Annotated in this window: 23 protein-coding genes and 1 pseudogene; 2 read left to right on the top strand and 22 right to left on the bottom strand. The window is 62.2% G+C overall.

Annotated elements, in window-relative coordinates; translation table 11 throughout:
* Positions 1–2: 2 nt before the first annotated feature.
* The 6 genes from MUU55_RS11400 to MUU55_RS11375 are packed head-to-tail and all read right to left on the bottom strand — an operon-like array spanning position 3 to position 3484.
* A complete protein-coding gene (locus MUU55_RS11400; RefSeq protein ID WP_244760848.1) occupies positions 3–1619 on the bottom strand; it encodes a terminase large subunit in 1617 nt (538 codons plus the stop codon).
* Positions 1591–2019: a phage terminase small subunit P27 family gene (locus tag MUU55_RS11395; RefSeq protein ID WP_244760847.1), complete on the bottom strand. Its 429-nt coding sequence runs from the start codon at positions 2017–2019 to the stop codon at positions 1591–1593. Before MUU55_RS11395 ends, MUU55_RS11400 begins: the two co-directional genes overlap by 29 nt.
* A complete protein-coding gene (locus tag MUU55_RS11390) occupies positions 2016–2327 on the bottom strand; it encodes a phage head closure protein (protein ID WP_244760846.1) in 312 nt (103 codons plus the stop codon). The genes MUU55_RS11395 and MUU55_RS11390 overlap by 4 nt, the downstream gene beginning before the upstream one ends.
* Positions 2327–2740 (bottom strand): DUF3168 domain-containing protein, encoded by a 414-nt coding sequence (locus MUU55_RS11385; protein WP_244760845.1) that lies wholly within the window; start codon positions 2738–2740, stop codon positions 2327–2329. The genes MUU55_RS11390 and MUU55_RS11385 overlap by 1 nt, the downstream gene beginning before the upstream one ends.
* A complete protein-coding gene (locus MUU55_RS11380) occupies positions 2737–3171 on the bottom strand; it encodes an HK97-gp10 family putative phage morphogenesis protein (RefSeq protein ID WP_244760844.1) in 435 nt (144 codons plus the stop codon). The genes MUU55_RS11385 and MUU55_RS11380 overlap by 4 nt, the downstream gene beginning before the upstream one ends.
* A complete protein-coding gene (locus tag MUU55_RS11375; RefSeq protein WP_244760843.1) occupies positions 3161–3484 on the bottom strand; it encodes a head-tail connector protein in 324 nt (107 codons plus the stop codon). The genes MUU55_RS11380 and MUU55_RS11375 overlap by 11 nt, the downstream gene beginning before the upstream one ends.
* Before the next feature lie 122 nt (positions 3485–3606).
* On the opposite strand from MUU55_RS11375, the gene MUU55_RS11370 reads away from it, so the two are divergent.
* Positions 3607–3828 (top strand): hypothetical protein, encoded by a 222-nt coding sequence (locus MUU55_RS11370; RefSeq protein WP_244760842.1) that lies wholly within the window; start codon positions 3607–3609, stop codon positions 3826–3828.
* 6 nt (positions 3829–3834) lie between these two features.
* Here the strand turns inward: MUU55_RS11370 and MUU55_RS11365 are convergent, their stop codons facing one another.
* From MUU55_RS11365 to MUU55_RS11335, 7 genes are all read right to left on the bottom strand, one after another.
* A complete protein-coding gene (locus MUU55_RS11365; protein ID WP_244760841.1) occupies positions 3835–4317 on the bottom strand; it encodes a hypothetical protein in 483 nt (160 codons plus the stop codon).
* A complete protein-coding gene (locus MUU55_RS11360; protein ID WP_244760840.1) occupies positions 4314–4604 on the bottom strand; it encodes an endonuclease in 291 nt (96 codons plus the stop codon). Before MUU55_RS11360 ends, MUU55_RS11365 begins: the two co-directional genes overlap by 4 nt.
* A gap of 68 nt (positions 4605–4672) precedes the next feature.
* The gene (locus MUU55_RS11355; RefSeq protein ID WP_244760839.1) at positions 4673–5056 is read right to left on the bottom strand and encodes a hypothetical protein; all 384 of its coding nucleotides are present in this window, start codon (positions 5054–5056) and stop codon (positions 4673–4675) included.
* An 11-nt stretch (positions 5057–5067) separates the two neighbouring features.
* Positions 5068–6306 (bottom strand): phage major capsid protein, encoded by a 1239-nt coding sequence (locus tag MUU55_RS11350; protein ID WP_244760838.1) that lies wholly within the window; start codon positions 6304–6306, stop codon positions 5068–5070.
* A gap of 1 nt (position 6307) precedes the next feature.
* Positions 6308–6811, bottom strand: a complete 504-nt coding sequence (locus MUU55_RS11345; RefSeq protein ID WP_244760837.1) for an HK97 family phage prohead protease — start codon at positions 6809–6811, stop codon at positions 6308–6310.
* The gene (locus MUU55_RS11340) at positions 6811–7203 is read right to left on the bottom strand and encodes a hypothetical protein (protein WP_244760836.1); all 393 of its coding nucleotides are present in this window, start codon (positions 7201–7203) and stop codon (positions 6811–6813) included. Before MUU55_RS11340 ends, MUU55_RS11345 begins: the two co-directional genes overlap by 1 nt.
* A complete protein-coding gene (locus MUU55_RS11335) occupies positions 7193–8386 on the bottom strand; it encodes a phage portal protein (protein ID WP_244760835.1) in 1194 nt (397 codons plus the stop codon). The genes MUU55_RS11340 and MUU55_RS11335 overlap by 11 nt, the downstream gene beginning before the upstream one ends.
* A gap of 167 nt (positions 8387–8553) precedes the next feature.
* Between MUU55_RS11335 and MUU55_RS11330 the strand changes: the two genes are divergently transcribed.
* On the top strand, positions 8554–8946 hold the full coding sequence (locus MUU55_RS11330; RefSeq protein WP_244760834.1) for a hypothetical protein: 393 nt from the start codon (positions 8554–8556) through the stop codon (positions 8944–8946).
* Here the strand turns inward: MUU55_RS11330 and MUU55_RS11325 are convergent.
* The 9 genes and pseudogenes from MUU55_RS11325 to MUU55_RS11285 all read right to left on the bottom strand — a co-directional run bounded on the left by MUU55_RS11325 (position 8943) and on the right by MUU55_RS11285 (position 12638).
* A complete protein-coding gene (locus tag MUU55_RS11325; protein WP_244760833.1) occupies positions 8943–9170 on the bottom strand; it encodes a MerR family transcriptional regulator in 228 nt (75 codons plus the stop codon). The two genes, MUU55_RS11330 and MUU55_RS11325, sit on opposite strands and share 4 nt — an antisense overlap.
* The gene (locus MUU55_RS11320) at positions 9167–9427 is read right to left on the bottom strand and encodes a hypothetical protein (RefSeq protein ID WP_244760832.1); all 261 of its coding nucleotides are present in this window, start codon (positions 9425–9427) and stop codon (positions 9167–9169) included. Before MUU55_RS11320 ends, MUU55_RS11325 begins: the two co-directional genes overlap by 4 nt.
* A 182-nt stretch (positions 9428–9609) precedes the next feature.
* Positions 9610–10044, bottom strand: coding sequence for a hypothetical protein (locus tag MUU55_RS11315; protein ID WP_244760831.1), 435 nt, complete (start codon positions 10042–10044; stop codon positions 9610–9612).
* Positions 10041–10199, bottom strand: coding sequence for a hypothetical protein (locus tag MUU55_RS11310; protein ID WP_244760830.1), 159 nt, complete (start codon positions 10197–10199; stop codon positions 10041–10043). Before MUU55_RS11310 ends, MUU55_RS11315 begins: the two co-directional genes overlap by 4 nt.
* Positions 10192–10422: a transcriptional coactivator p15/PC4 family protein gene (locus tag MUU55_RS11305; RefSeq protein ID WP_244760829.1), complete on the bottom strand. Its 231-nt coding sequence runs from the start codon at positions 10420–10422 to the stop codon at positions 10192–10194. Before MUU55_RS11305 ends, MUU55_RS11310 begins: the two co-directional genes overlap by 8 nt.
* Complete coding sequence (locus tag MUU55_RS11300) at positions 10415–10720, bottom strand: hypothetical protein (protein WP_244760828.1); 306 nt, start codon at positions 10718–10720, stop codon at positions 10415–10417. Before MUU55_RS11300 ends, MUU55_RS11305 begins: the two co-directional genes overlap by 8 nt.
* Positions 10707–10934, bottom strand: a complete 228-nt coding sequence (locus MUU55_RS11295; RefSeq protein WP_244760827.1) for a DNA-binding protein — start codon at positions 10932–10934, stop codon at positions 10707–10709. Before MUU55_RS11295 ends, MUU55_RS11300 begins: the two co-directional genes overlap by 14 nt.
* A gap of 174 nt (positions 10935–11108) precedes the next feature.
* A pseudogene (locus MUU55_RS11290) lies at positions 11109–12218 on the bottom strand (phage tail protein); the annotation flags it as partial.
* Between the two features lie 6 nt (positions 12219–12224).
* On the bottom strand, positions 12225–12638 hold the full coding sequence (locus MUU55_RS11285; protein WP_244760825.1) for a DUF6950 family protein: 414 nt from the start codon (positions 12636–12638) through the stop codon (positions 12225–12227).
* Positions 12639–12640: the final 2 nt, after the last annotated feature.

The raw sequence follows: 12640 nt of genomic DNA, 5'->3' as shown, positions 1-12640 counted from the left end.
GGTCAGCACTCCGCAAAAGCCCAGTTTTCAAAGTCATCGCCTGCGTTGTCGTAGAAGGAACCGCCGCCACCGGCCGCCGCGCGCCGCACCGCCATTGCCGCCGCGACGGCGCCGTCAATCGACATCCACAGCTTGGGCTTGGTGAGGCGTACGATATGCCCCTGCGTGTTGCGTTGAGCCTCAGCGTTCGAAAAGCAGAGGCGCAAGACGGGGTGCCCGTCGTGGCGTAGGCGTCGCCCTATGACAACGCGCTCCAGCTCCTGAAGCGCCGGCATCATCGTGAGAGGGCCTTGCCGCATCTCGACGGCCGGAAAGCCGTCCTCGTTGAGGTTCGCAAGGGTGGTCGCGGCAAGCGCCGGGTCGAACGCGATTTCCATGACGTTGAATCGGGCGCAGAGTTCACGAATGACAGCTTCGACCCTTCGAACATCAATCACGTTGCCGGGGGTTGCTTCGATGTGGCCTTCCTCAGCCCAGGCGATGTAGGAGGCGCCGGAAAGGTCCTGACGGTCGCGAAGGTTCTCTGTCGGGCAGAAGAACCATGGATGGACGATGTAACCCTCATCCCCATCGGGCCACGCGGCGACGATGACGGAAAGGTCCTTGCTGGACGAAAGATCGACGCCAAGCCAGCACGGCCGGCGCTCCGCCTCGAGGTCGATTAGCTCGACCGCGCCGGCGCACTCGTCATACGCCTCCATGTCAAAGGCCGGGTCATCGGTGCTATCCAGCCAGATATTGAGGTTGAGCTGCTTGAAGGCTTCGCGGTCGCCGATGCGGCGCTCGCCCTCGAATGCCATCTGGCGCAGGCCTTCGATATCGGGATAGCCGTGAGCAAGGCCGGGGTTCACCCGGCGCCACACCTCTTCATCGCGCCAGTCATCATCGGGGGTCGCCTCGAAAAGCACCGGCAGGATGGACGGATCGTCCACCTCGCCGCGCGCCACGCGCCGCGCATCGTCCACGATATCCCAGGCAATGTTCTCCCGGCCGCGCCCGGCCGTCGTCGCCACGACCAGCAGGCTTCCGGCCGTCTTGACCAGACCGGAGCGGAGCACGTCCCAGAGGTCCCGCTTCTTCCAGGCGTGCAGCTCGTCGGCCAGAACGAAAACCGGCGTACGGCCGTGCTGGGTGCCCGCGTCGGCGCTGATCGCCTCGCAGAAGCTGCGGGCGGTCGGATAATAGAGCTTGTTGCGGTAATCGAGGTTGCGGACCTTCGGCGCAATCTTCTTGTGCGCCCAGACGAGGCCGCGCGCTTCCTCATAGGCGATGCGCGCTTGCTTCCGATCGGAGGCGGCCGTGATGACTTCGCCGCCCGGCACGCGCTCCGGGCCGATTGTATGGAGCAGCGCCAGCGCCGCCGACAGCGAGGTCTTGCGGTTGCCGCGCGGCAGGAGAAGCACGACGGTTCGGACGATCCGGCTTCCGTCTTCCTTGCGCGGGCCATAGATGCGGCGCACGACGCGCTCTTGCCAAGGGTCGAGCTGGAACGGCTTGCCGGACTTCGGATGCTTCAGCATGCGCAGGAACTTCACCGCGCGCTCGCCGAAGCCTTGCGGGTCGGGTATTTCCGAGCCGTCATAGACCCACTCAGGAAACGTTGCACGGGTCTTCGCCATCGTCCTCGTCCTCTCTAACCGCCGGCCGCGAACGCGACACCGGCGTTAAGCCGAGTTCGGCCGCCAGCAACCGCGCCCGCGTCATGGCGTCGGACTGGATACCCACGGCCGGGTTGCGCTTCATGCCAAGGCTGAAAATCTCGCCGTCCTTTTCCTTGAATTGCTCAACAACATGCCCGTGGCGCTGAAGGTGCTCCTCCATCTCCCGAACCTGCCCGATCGCTACGCAGTAGTTTTCGAGGCTTCCGAGGTCGGCCGTGGTCAGGATCTTCCGCTTGATCAGGATCGGCAGGACGCGGCGCCATTCCTTTTTTGCTTCGCCCGATAGCCACGACGGGGCGGCCGGCGCCTTGCGCACCGCTTCATTGTCGACGACGAGACGCGGCTTGCTGCCCCTCATTCGGACCTCACGGCTCGAAGCTCCAGCCCCTTGCGTCGGCCGATCTCTTTCGTTTCCTTGATGTTGAAGGCCTCGCCCTCGTATTCGATCCGGTCGGATGTGGTCACGCTGGCCAGCCAGCGGGTGCGGAAGATGATCACCGTCTCGTCAACGGCGCCGCCCCGGATGAATTCCTCGGTGCTGCTCTGGATGATCTGGGCGCGCAGCGTGGCCTTGTCGGTCCATGTCTCGACGGGCGTGCCGTACTCGTTCACCGTGTTCGTGAACCCCTGAATTTTTATGGTGCGATCAAGCTTGCCGGCGCGCATCAGGTTATCTCCTGCACCAGGGCGTTGATGGTGACGACGGCATGCGAGGTCTCGCCATCAGGATCGCGAAGGAAGCGGGCGGACTGAACGTAGCAATCGGCGAAGTGGAAGCCCTCCAAAACTCCGAAATTCGGAGTTTTGATTGCCGCCCGGATCGCCCCGGCAATGGCTTTGACACCCTCGGTGCTCGGCTCCTTCTTCCAGATATGCAGGTCGAGATAGACGCGGATCAGCGTGCGGGCGATGCTGTTGCCCTCGTCCACGCTCTGACCTTCGCCGATGACGATAGAGGGGAACGGTGCCGGGCGCTGGTTGCGGTCGAGAATGGAGCCGGCCGGCACGAGATCGGTGACGGCGCTGGTGCCAATAAGGCGGGTGCGGACGGCCTTCTGCAGGGCGAGTTCCGGGGTCATTTGCGGCTTCCCCAGTTGTCCTTGACGGCCTTGCGGATCGCGCGCTTGATCGCGTTCGTCGCCTTCTTCCGCTGGAGCCGGACAGTCGGCCAGAAGAACGGTTGAGCGGTGGCCTTCGTGGTCCCGTATTCAACAAGGTGCGGGTAGCGAACGTCCGCGTTACCGACCGTTACGGCCACGGCGTTTTCCGGCACGACCATGGAGCCGCCCGGCTGTGAATAGGGCGGCGTCTGCTCGCTCGGCCCCGTTACCTCGATGCTGCTCCGCAGGTCGGGCGCGTCGGTGGCTGGGTCGTCGGGTGCGAGAATGCGCATGGTGACGGCGAGGTCGTTACCCTCTTTGATAAGCGCGGGCGTCACGGCCTCGCGGACGCGGCGCGGGATCATCGCCATACGCTGCTGGATTCGGGACAGTCCGCCGTCATCCGCCAAAGGACCAATCCCTGTATTCGCGAACGATTTCCCAAACGCCGAAGGGAAGCTCCTCTGCTGTCACGCCGACAAGGGTCGCTTCCCTGTTTTCATACCAGTGCGCCGCAAGCTGAAGCACCGCCTCAACCAGCGAAGGCGGAATTGCCTCTTGCTCCGTGCCGCCATAGGTCTCCCCGATCTTGAAGCCCAGCAGGCGCTCGATATGGTTTTGCGCCGCTTCGATCTTGCGCCCGAGCAGAACATCATCGGCCGTTCCGAGGTCTTCATCGAAGTTCAATTGCTCTTTGAGCTGGGCAAGCGTGACGATGGCCATGTCAAAAATCCTATTTCGGGCAAATCTCGCGCGATGGACCCCGCGCCGGTCCCCCGGTGAGGTGGAAAGTCGAAGACCACCCCCCGGTCGGGCATGATTGGTGATCGATTCGGAGAACGATCATGACGATCACTTTGAAAGACCTCAGCGAGCATGAGCTGCATTGGCTGAAGCAGATGCATATCGGCGGTGCAGCGACGTTGATGCTTCCGGCGAAAACCGCTGACCGATTGCGCGAGCTTGGCCTTGCCGAACAGAAGTTGGGCGGCACAGGAATAAGCAAACTTGGCAAGAAGCTTATCGACGAGCGCATTCTCGCTTTGCGAAGGGCCAGAGGCTTCTAACAATTCCTAGTCCTCGGCCGCGACGCGTACGATGTTGCTGTTGATGCCGAGGCTGATGTTCAGCTTCATGATGCTGCTGGCCCTGTCGTACTGCTCGGACTGAGACATGACCTTGCCGATGAAATATCGTTCGGAGGGCGTGCCTCCTGCCGGCGCATCATTGAGCACCAACTTGAATGCAAAGTCGCTGATGCTCTTCTCGGCGGCGATGGCTGCAAGCTGGCCGGGGTCAGCGGCGTCGATCCCGCAGACGATTTCCATCGAGCCAGCCGAGCGCGGTCCCTTCTGGGTACGGGTGCGCTTGTCACCAAGAGCGGTGAAGTTGACAGCTTCCGACGTGTCGCCGGCGGAGCCAGCTGCTTCCACTTCCTTGATCTCAACCCAGGTCTGGGGCGGCGTGGTGAAGTCGGTCAGCACGAAGTCGGTGCTCTTCTGTTTCAGCACACCGCCGATGTACACTTTCAATCCGGCGCTGGTGTAGACGGTCATGATGGGTTCCTTTCCGTTCGGCGCTCTTCAGCTGCCTCGATGGCATTGCAGCGCTGGCAACCGGGCCGCCAATTGGAGCGAACCATGCGAAGGTCTGGGCGCGTGCGGATGGATTTGATGTGCATGACGACGGTGGCCTTTGCCCCGCATCGTGCGCACAGTTCGTTTTCTGGCAGGGAGAGGAAGGCCTTCGCCTCGGTCTCCCATGCCTTGTCATAGCCGCGGTGCCGGGCCGGTGGCCGCTTCTTGTCGAAACGGGCCTTGCGCTGCGCATCTGATGCGGCCATGTGGCGGCACCGCTCCCCGTAGGGAACGACGCAGCCACAAGACCGGATGGATGGAGCGCGGGACGGCATCAGGGCAACTGGATGTGCTGGTGGCCGATCAAGGCGATTGCTCCCGCCTGAATAGAGGTGCCGCCTGACTTGGTGAGGGCGAGACGGACAAACCGCTTCTTGCCGATGTACTCGACCTGATAGGCCGCCGTGGCGCCGAGGGTGGCCGGGACGCCGCTGATTACATCGTCCGCGTCCGCGTCGGTGTAGCCGGTGCCGCTGGAATTGCTCTCCTGCACCTTCACCCCGAAATCGCCAGCACCGGAGATTGCCCCGGTGTTGATGATGAACATGAGGCCCTGCGAGCCCTTGCGGTCGATCTCGATGCCGTCGGCCGCTGCGGCCTGCGAGGCCGAGTTGATGGCCGGGATGGCCTTGAGGTTGTGGTAAAGTCCTTTGCGCATGATGGGGCTCCTTAGCTCGCTGCGACCTTGAGGAACTTGATCGCGTTGAAGTCGCCGGCACCGCCGCCGACGCGCTTATAGACGTCGAAGATGATCCGGCCCTTCTGGGTGAGTTCGTCGCGGTTGATGCGGACGCCTTGGCGATCGACGATCACATAGCCCTGGCGGAAGTCGCCGAAGGCGATGGGGTGCTCGCCGGCCGCGATATCGGGCATGCCCTCGTCGATCTCGACGGAGTAGCCAAGCAGCGGGTGCTCGACGCCTTCGATGAGGTTGCCCGTCGGCGCCCAAAGGCGGCGGCCAACTTCATCGACGATAGCCCGGAGGCGCACTGCCGTATTGCTGTTCATCAGGAACTTGGCGTTGCCTTTGTAGGGCTTGCGCAGCGCGGCAACCAGCTTGATCACGGCCGCAACGAGCTGCGTATCGGTCGGTGCCGAAGCATGACCGGCCGGCACGTACTGGTGCTTACCCCAAGCGCGGACGAAATCTTTCTCGTTCGTGGTGCCGTAATCGAGGAGGCCGCGCGGGAAGCCATCGACACCGGTATAGCGAAGGAAGTCCTCGCCCTCGGTCTCGGCAAAGTCATGGGTGGCGTTGTTCACGAGCCAGGAAGCAATGTCGGTGGCGGCGTCGTCGAGCAGATGCCGGGTTGCAGCCGGGGCGGCGTAGTATTCACCCACCGGATAGCTGTGCTTGATCAGTTCGGGGCGAGCCGTGTCCTGCGGACGGTCGTCGCGTTCCGAGACGCGCTGCGCACCGCGCTTGCCGAGCGAATAGAAGCGCTCGTACTTGTCGGTGGAGATGCTGACGACTTCAGCCAGGCCGCGCAGCGGTGACAGGTCGGTCATCAGCGTGCGGATGGACAGGTCCACGGTCGGCAGGACGAAATAGCCGCCCGAAGCGTCATTGTCGGAGGATGCCGCCTTCACCTCGAATGAGCCGCCGGCCTCCTCGATCGCTGCCGAGCTGTTGGAGCGGAGATAGGAGGACAGAGCCTTGCGCTCGATCTCCTGCTGCTCCTCTGCCGTCGTCTTCGAGCCGGGGCGGTTCGCCTTCTTCTCGAATTCGTCGATGCGGTCCATAAGCGCCTTGATTTCGGCGCCGCCCTCCACCTTCTTCAGCCGCTCGTCCACGGTCTTCTGAAGATCCTCGAGCGACTTGGTGACGATGGATACCGGATCGTCTTCCTCGCCCTTTCGCTCAATGGCCACGCTGTTGAGCAGCGCGCGTTTCGTGACATGGTGCATGTCAGTTCCTTCCGATTTGCGCTGCCGCGCGGTTGATGGCAGCGGCGATCGATATCGCCTGGACTGCCGATTTCGCCGACGTGACTTTCGCGCCGGGATGCATGGGGATCGTCACAAGGGACGCTTCCAGAAATTCGAGGGCCTTGATCATGCGGCCGCCGCCAGTGCGGGCCGCGGCTTTCTTAGTGATGAAGCCGATTGAGATGCCCTTGACCGCGCCGGACTTGACCAGGGCGCGAACTTCGCGCGCGCGGCTTACCTCGTCGACGAGGAGCTTGCCGGTCAGGTGCAGGCCGTCCGATTTCTCGGTCGCCACGTCCCAGGTGCCGATGGGATCATTCATGTCGTGGCCGAAAAGCATGGGGATCGGCATGGAAGCACCCTTGAAGGCGCCTGGCTCGATCCAGTCGCCAACGCGGTCAGGCGTGCCGAACTTCCACGCGATGCCGGAGACGAGGCCGGCGTCGTCGGCGATCATCTTGGTTTCGAAGAACAGCCGGTCCATCACAGCCCCTCCGGCGCGAAGTTTCGGCGGTCGCCGGCGAACGCATCGACCTGAGCCTGAAGCCAGTCGGCGGCGCGCAAGACGCGCAGGACGTTCTTGTGACTGAAAGCGAGATCAGAGCCTTCGTGCTGGACTTCCCAGCGCAGGACCGTCTTGGCGAGGCAGTTCAAGCGGGCTGCTTCCCGGTGCTCGGCTTTGATCGCTCCGTCCGGCTCGGCGCGGTCGGCAAGCTCGTCCATCATGGCGATGCGGGCTTTGCGCTGCGTCTCGCTATCCGGGCCGGCGATCCACAGTGTCATCCCCGTGGGCTTGCCCTCCCAAGGATCCACGATTTCAAGCTTACGGCCGCGATCCTGATCGATCACGTTGGCCTGGATGTCTTCAAGGTTCATCCGTCTGGTCCTTATCGTCGTCGGGCTTCGGGGTTTTCGGGTTGCCGCCTTCATCGCGGTCGAGAGGCGGGCCGCCGTTGTGACCCACGCCCGGCTGGCTGGCGCCGGTGTTCGGGTTCGCGTACTCCTCACCTCCGTCGTACGGCGGGAGGTCGAGCCAAGCGCGGCCGGTGTTGGGGTTGATGACGCGGGAGGCGACAAGGCTGTTGATCGCGGTGGCGCGCGCCGTGAGATCCACGTTCGTGAAGTCGTCGCGATCAAAGCGAACGGCGAACTTGCCCTTCTCTTCCTTGGTGAAGAGCGCGCGTCCGAGGGCGCTTTCGAGGGCGCGAAGCCAGGGCTCAAGGCAAAGCTGAAGGAACTGGCGCTGCATCTCGGCTGAGTTGGACCAGGTGGCGCGGGTCAGATCGCCGATGAGGCTGGCCGGGATGTTGAAGGCGCGCGCGATTTCCTGAAGCTGGAAAAGCCGGAGCTGCTGAAACTGCGCATCGACGCTGGAAAGCGTCATCTGCTTGAAGGTGGCGCCGTCGTAGAGGAACGCGGTCCTGCCGGCGCCGCCACCGTCACCGAACGTCTTGTTCCAGCCGGCGATGACCTTCTTGATCGCGTCCTCGCCGATACCCTTCGGCATTTCGACGGCACCGCCAGGGCGGGCGCCACGGCCGAAAAGCTGAGAGGCGTGGCGCTCCATGACGACGGCAACGCCGATGGCTTCGCGGCAAAGGGTGAGCGGGGCTTTGTCGAAGGTGCCGCGAAGGTGGATGATATCGCTGGCCGGCTGCACGATGCCGTTGACGCGGTAGCGGGGCTGGAGGCTGTCATCCGGGTAATCGACGTTGATGAAGCCGGGGCGCGGACGGATGATTTCGAGGAGCCGGCCATCCGAGGAGCGCGTGACGCGGGCAAGGCCGCCCTGGTCTCGGCAGAGGGCGTCGACGACGATAGAGCGGATGAACTCAAACCCGCTCTGCCAGTCGTTCGCATCGCCCTTCAGGAGCTTTGCGGCTTCGTGGTTCGGGGCTTCCGTCTCGGTGCCGTCGGCCGCGATTGAAACCACTTTGACGGCGAGCGAGGCACAGGCCTCGGAGATGGTGCGCACGGCGGCAGCAACGGCCGGTGTCCGCAATGCCGTTTCGGCGGAGACCGCGACCCCGGCATGCGTCTGGGCGCCGGTGCCAAGCATCTCAAGGATTTGCTCGTCGGTCAGTGCTTTCTTTTCGGCGCGGTAAAAAGGCCATATCCTCATTCACCAGGATATGCGCAGTATTCACCTTGAACCGCCACTGGGGAAAACTAGGAAAATATCGGCGGATCGGGGGAATTATGGCAACGTACTTGGAACACGCCCTTATGGAGCTTGATGACGCCACCACCGCTCGTATGGCTGCCAGCGACACGGACGAAATTGCCCGGCTATCGAAGCATGAATTGATCATGTTCGGCATCGCCGCTCTGACACTTGATGCAGCTCGTGTTGATATGGGCCACCCCCTGCCTGACCCGATTGCTTCGGAGCAAGATCAGTTCATTGCACTGACCTATATGCTGCGATGTGCCCCGGCTCATGATATCGCAATGCCTCACTGGAAAATCAAAGCAAGGTTTGCGCGTCCCTACACCGTCGATGGCATCACGATTGACCTGTCGCACCTTGACGGAGCGGCGTTTGATTTCAGCCATATCGGAGGTCCGAGAGTGTTCACGCACATCGCCAGAATTGGCCGTCGGAATGGATGGGTTTAGGGTTTCCGCCTAAGCCATATTTCCAGTTCACTCCGTCGGGCAAAATACCCTTTCGGCCGATAGATCGGGACTTCCGGATCCTTTGCCCATTCTCTCACGGTGTCCTCGGAAACACCGAGAGCAACCGCAATTGCCGGCGCCCCCCAAAGTTTTTCAGGCTTGGACAACAATTTCCCCTCAAGCATCGCGTCAAGGGCGTCAGGTGTCAGGATGGGGCGGGTCATACGGCTTTCTCCTGCATGTGGTGGTGGCGATGATGTAGGCGGCAGAGCCAGCGGACGACACCCGGCCGGCTGTAGTCGTCGTGATGGGCATCGACGTTCTCAGCTCCGCAAACCTCGCATGGCTCCTTGTTCAAGAGCCCCTTTTTCAGCGCCGAGCGCACGTACTGGTGCGCCAGCATCTCCAAAGGATGCGCGTTGTTCCATTTCGCTTGCGAGGACATGGCTTCGCCCTCGGCGCTATCGCTTCCGTTTTTCATGGCAATTTTCCTGGATTGCGCCGTCTATGGCTGGGGAGGTCAGCCGCGACTATGCGGCAGTTTCAGTTTCACGTTTTTTTTTGATTTTCTTTTTCGGTGTTCTTCTCAGTTTCCGTATCCGTTTCCGTTTCTGTTTCCTTCTCTTTGTATCGGTAGGGTTCGGATACGGTATCGATACCCTATCAATAGGGTCTCCGAGGTTCGGGGCTTGGCTGGACTTGTCCGGCCATCGCGCAGAGCACGTCGGCGAGCCTGTTGCGGAAGTCGTCGCTCTCGATGGCGAGGTTCGCCTTGATGAGCCCCTGGAGGTGTTTCTGATTCTGCGGCGGGTTGTTCTCTAGCCACTTCACGACGAGGATTTCCTGGGTCTCGTCGTCGCAGTCGATCAGGCCGACGCCGATGCATTCGGCCTTGGAAACCTGATACTCCTGCAGGGTCCAGCCGAGATCCGAAATCGCGTAGCCGTCCGGCAGGCGGAAGCAGCCGAGGGCGTTCTGATGCTCACAGGTCAGGTAGTAGAAAAACAGCAACTGCGCGCGGTGGCTCTCCAAGGCGCGAAACCGTTCAGACCGCCAGATGGTGCGGGAGACCATCGAGAACTTCCCGGCCTTGCTCATGTCGCCCTCGCTTTGATCAAGCTGGCTTTCTTGATGACCTCGCAGGCCTCAAGAGCCGTCAGTTCGAATTTAGATTTGACCTGTTGAACGATGGGGGCGCGGTCGTCGCCCCAGAGGACCCACCGAGCCGCCTCGATACGGCGCGCGCTATCCATGGGCGCCTCCCGCCGCTTTAAGCGCGGCTGCAACCGCTTCGGCGAATGCCGGCAGCTTGTCGAGCTTGAAGGCGATACCGGACTTCCCCGGCCGCATGGTGCCGTCCTCACCCTCGAACCAAACGCGGGCATTGAACAGGTCGTGGCCCTTGAAGCTGCCGAGGGTGACGCGGATTTCCTCGGTCGAGTTTTTGGGGATGGTGGCGATATGCTTCTCAGGCATGCCCCACCTCCCCGCCGTCGGCGGTGTAGAGCGCAGCCAGGCGCAGGAGGAAGCCGGCGACCGTGGCGCGTTTCAGGCAGTCGTTGATCGCCCTATTCTTCGCAAGCCCCTTCTCTTCGAAAAACATATCGAGGCCAAGAATGATCTGCCCCACGGCGGTCGTGGTCAGGTTCTCGACCTCGATGGCATCGGCCGTGGCTAATGCCTCGCCGTTCTCGGCAAAGAACTGATCAGCCTGCCGCTTGCCGGACTCTCGGTGTATCGCGACGAACTTGCGGAATTCTTCAACCGGCGTCATCGATGCCGCCCTCCCTGCCTTCGGTAGCGGCACGCGCTTGCCGGTCAAGCCACGGCCCGACATCGGAGCGACGCAAGCAAACAATCTTCCCGAGTTTGAAAGTGGGGAGCAGCTTGCGTCGGTGGAGGTTGTAGACCTGATGATCGGTGAGGCTCAGGTATGCAGAGATGGCCGGAACCCCGTAAAGGAGGTCCGCTTTTTCAGTCGTATCCATGTTGGTTCCTTGTCGCGGCGTTGTCGCATTGTTGTCGCGTCGAGCAGCCGCAAAGCCCGACGAACGCTAACTAAGTGCTTGATTTACCTACATCCAAAATCAACACACACAAATACGAAAGCCGCCCCAAACGGAGCGGCTTTCATCAATCTTTTCAGCATCTTAGGCTACTGTTTGGCCGGAAGTGTGAATAGACCGGTCGAACGCGCTTTTCCTGAACTGCACTTCCTTCGCCCGGTCGGCCGGGATGTCATCGGCAGTGATTTCCATCACCGGGATTTGCGGCGCACCGGCAATGATGCCCGACAGGCCGCGCCGGTTCAGGCCGTACCCGGCCATCGCATCGTCGAACTCGCGCAGGATCTCGGTATGATCGTCCTCGCCACCGACGACGAGCGAGCACTGATAGGTCGGCTTGTCGTCGAGGCGCAGCGTGTCACAGACGTTCATCGCCACGAAATAGGTGGCAAGGTCCAGCTGCCCGATGCTCTTGCCTTCGCCGATCAGCGTGCGGCCGGAGACCAGCGCGCGAAGGCCAAGCTGATAGTTGAACCGATGGACGGCCGGATTGAGCGTGTGAACCCACGTTGCGGGATCGTCGAGCCGCTGCGACCCGGAGCCGCCGGCAACGGTCGTATCCTTGCGTGGATCGTACTCGCGCAGGCCGCGCAGCACGAACTCGATATCGGGCTTACCCTTGTCGAACTGCTCCGGCTTGAAGATGCGCTCCACCACGACATAGGCGATGCCGGCATTGACGCTGGTCGATTTCCACGTCTGGCCGAGGGATGCGCTATCGTCGACGAGCTTCTGGTCCACGAGCTGGTCAGGACGCCCATCGTAGAAGCGGATCGAGAACAGGTGATTGCCGCCGGCAAGGAAGCCCTCGACGCCATAGTGCGCCACCTCGTTGCCGATGATCGGGCGCTCGACCAGCGTCTGCTTCTGGCCGTAGAAATAGACATAGGGCTCCAGGCCGTCGCACCAGCCGTTCGCCAGCAAGAAGACCTCGGCATTGAATTTGTTGCCCGGCCCCCACTTCGCATAGAACGTCCGCTGGCCCTTGGTCTTCGACGTGCCAAAGATCGTGCCGACCGGCACATCGCCGCCGAACTGCGTCTCGGCCTGGACGGCAGAATACGACCGCTTCTTCGGGCGATTGAGATACGACAGGCCGATCCGGGCCGCGAAAGCCAGACCGCCGGCAATGACAGACGCGGCCAGCGTGGAGCCGGCAAAAAGCGCGCCGGCAATAGCCGTGCCGATAGCAGTGAAGATCGCCATTCAGGACTACCCGATGTGGAAGGCTGCGATAACGGTGTCGAGCGCGTAGTCGCGCGCGCCGTCAGGAGTCTTGGTGCGGAACCGCGTGCCGAGGCACACGCCGACATGCTCTGCCCCGTCGAGGAGGCGCAGGATAACGAGGTCGCCGCAACGGGCTTCGGCGCCGCCAAGCACCGGCTTGCCGAGTTCGGCGGCGAAGAACGATACGAGCGAGGAATACCCCCGGCGACGAAGCGCACGCTGCGCACCGGCAAGCGTCTTGTAGCTGCCGGCATATTTCCGGGCGCGTTGCGACCCTTCCAGCGCGTCGATGAGCGCCAGCCCCATGAAGAAGCAGTCGGATTGCGCCGGGTTGCCATAGGCATACGGCTTCGCAAGCTCCGCGTTCAGCGTAGCCTCGACTTTTCGAAAACGGTTCATGG

Source organism: Shinella curvata (assembly GCF_022899935.1).
GTDB classification, from domain to species: Bacteria; Pseudomonadota; Alphaproteobacteria; order Rhizobiales; family Rhizobiaceae; genus Shinella; species Shinella curvata.
Note: the sequence above shows the minus strand (reverse complement) of the source record. Positions and strands in the feature narration are given on the sequence as shown.

Bases quoted from the DNA above. Each gene is read 5' to 3' on its own strand.
- MUU55_RS11315 (WP_244760831.1), bottom strand. From the start codon at position 10,044: ATGAGCAAGGCCGGGAAGTTCTCGATGGTCTCCCGCACCATCTGGCGG.
- MUU55_RS11310 (WP_244760830.1), bottom strand. From the start codon at position 10,199: ATGGATAGCGCGCGCCGTATCGAGGCGGCTCGGTGGGTCCTCTGGGGC.
- MUU55_RS11395 (WP_244760847.1), bottom strand. From the start codon at position 2,019: ATGAGGGGCAGCAAGCCGCGTCTCGTCGTCGACAATGAAGCGGTGCGC.
- MUU55_RS11370 (WP_244760842.1), top strand. From the start codon at position 3,607: ATGACGATCACTTTGAAAGACCTCAGCGAGCATGAGCTGCATTGGCTG.
- MUU55_RS11390 (WP_244760846.1), bottom strand. From the start codon at position 2,327: ATGCGCGCCGGCAAGCTTGATCGCACCATAAAAATTCAGGGGTTCACG.
- MUU55_RS11335 (WP_244760835.1), bottom strand. From the start codon at position 8,386: ATGCTTGGCACCGGCGCCCAGACGCATGCCGGGGTCGCGGTCTCCGCC.
- MUU55_RS11355 (WP_244760839.1), bottom strand. From the start codon at position 5,056: ATGCGCAAAGGACTTTACCACAACCTCAAGGCCATCCCGGCCATCAAC.
- MUU55_RS11365 (WP_244760841.1), bottom strand. From the start codon at position 4,317: ATGACCGTCTACACCAGCGCCGGATTGAAAGTGTACATCGGCGGTGTG.
- MUU55_RS11285 (WP_244760825.1), bottom strand. From the start codon at position 12,638: ATGAACCGTTTTCGAAAAGTCGAGGCTACGCTGAACGCGGAGCTTGCG.
- MUU55_RS11350 (WP_244760838.1), bottom strand. From the start codon at position 6,306: ATGCACCATGTCACGAAACGCGCGCTGCTCAACAGCGTGGCCATTGAG.
- MUU55_RS11330 (WP_244760834.1), top strand. From the start codon at position 8,554: ATGGAGCTTGATGACGCCACCACCGCTCGTATGGCTGCCAGCGACACG.
- MUU55_RS11320 (WP_244760832.1), bottom strand. From the start codon at position 9,427: ATGAAAAACGGAAGCGATAGCGCCGAGGGCGAAGCCATGTCCTCGCAA.
- MUU55_RS11300 (WP_244760828.1), bottom strand. From the start codon at position 10,720: ATGACGCCGGTTGAAGAATTCCGCAAGTTCGTCGCGATACACCGAGAG.
- MUU55_RS11360 (WP_244760840.1), bottom strand. From the start codon at position 4,604: ATGGCCGCATCAGATGCGCAGCGCAAGGCCCGTTTCGACAAGAAGCGG.
- MUU55_RS11325 (WP_244760833.1), bottom strand. From the start codon at position 9,170: ATGACCCGCCCCATCCTGACACCTGACGCCCTTGACGCGATGCTTGAG.
- MUU55_RS11385 (WP_244760845.1), bottom strand. From the start codon at position 2,740: ATGACCCCGGAACTCGCCCTGCAGAAGGCCGTCCGCACCCGCCTTATT.
- MUU55_RS11340 (WP_244760836.1), bottom strand. From the start codon at position 7,203: ATGAACCTTGAAGACATCCAGGCCAACGTGATCGATCAGGATCGCGGC.
- MUU55_RS11305 (WP_244760829.1), bottom strand. From the start codon at position 10,422: ATGCCTGAGAAGCATATCGCCACCATCCCCAAAAACTCGACCGAGGAA.
- MUU55_RS11295 (WP_244760827.1), bottom strand. From the start codon at position 10,934: ATGGATACGACTGAAAAAGCGGACCTCCTTTACGGGGTTCCGGCCATC.
- MUU55_RS11400 (WP_244760848.1), bottom strand. From the start codon at position 1,619: ATGGCGAAGACCCGTGCAACGTTTCCTGAGTGGGTCTATGACGGCTCG.
- MUU55_RS11375 (WP_244760843.1), bottom strand. From the start codon at position 3,484: ATGGCCATCGTCACGCTTGCCCAGCTCAAAGAGCAATTGAACTTCGAT.
- MUU55_RS11345 (WP_244760837.1), bottom strand. From the start codon at position 6,811: ATGGACCGGCTGTTCTTCGAAACCAAGATGATCGCCGACGACGCCGGC.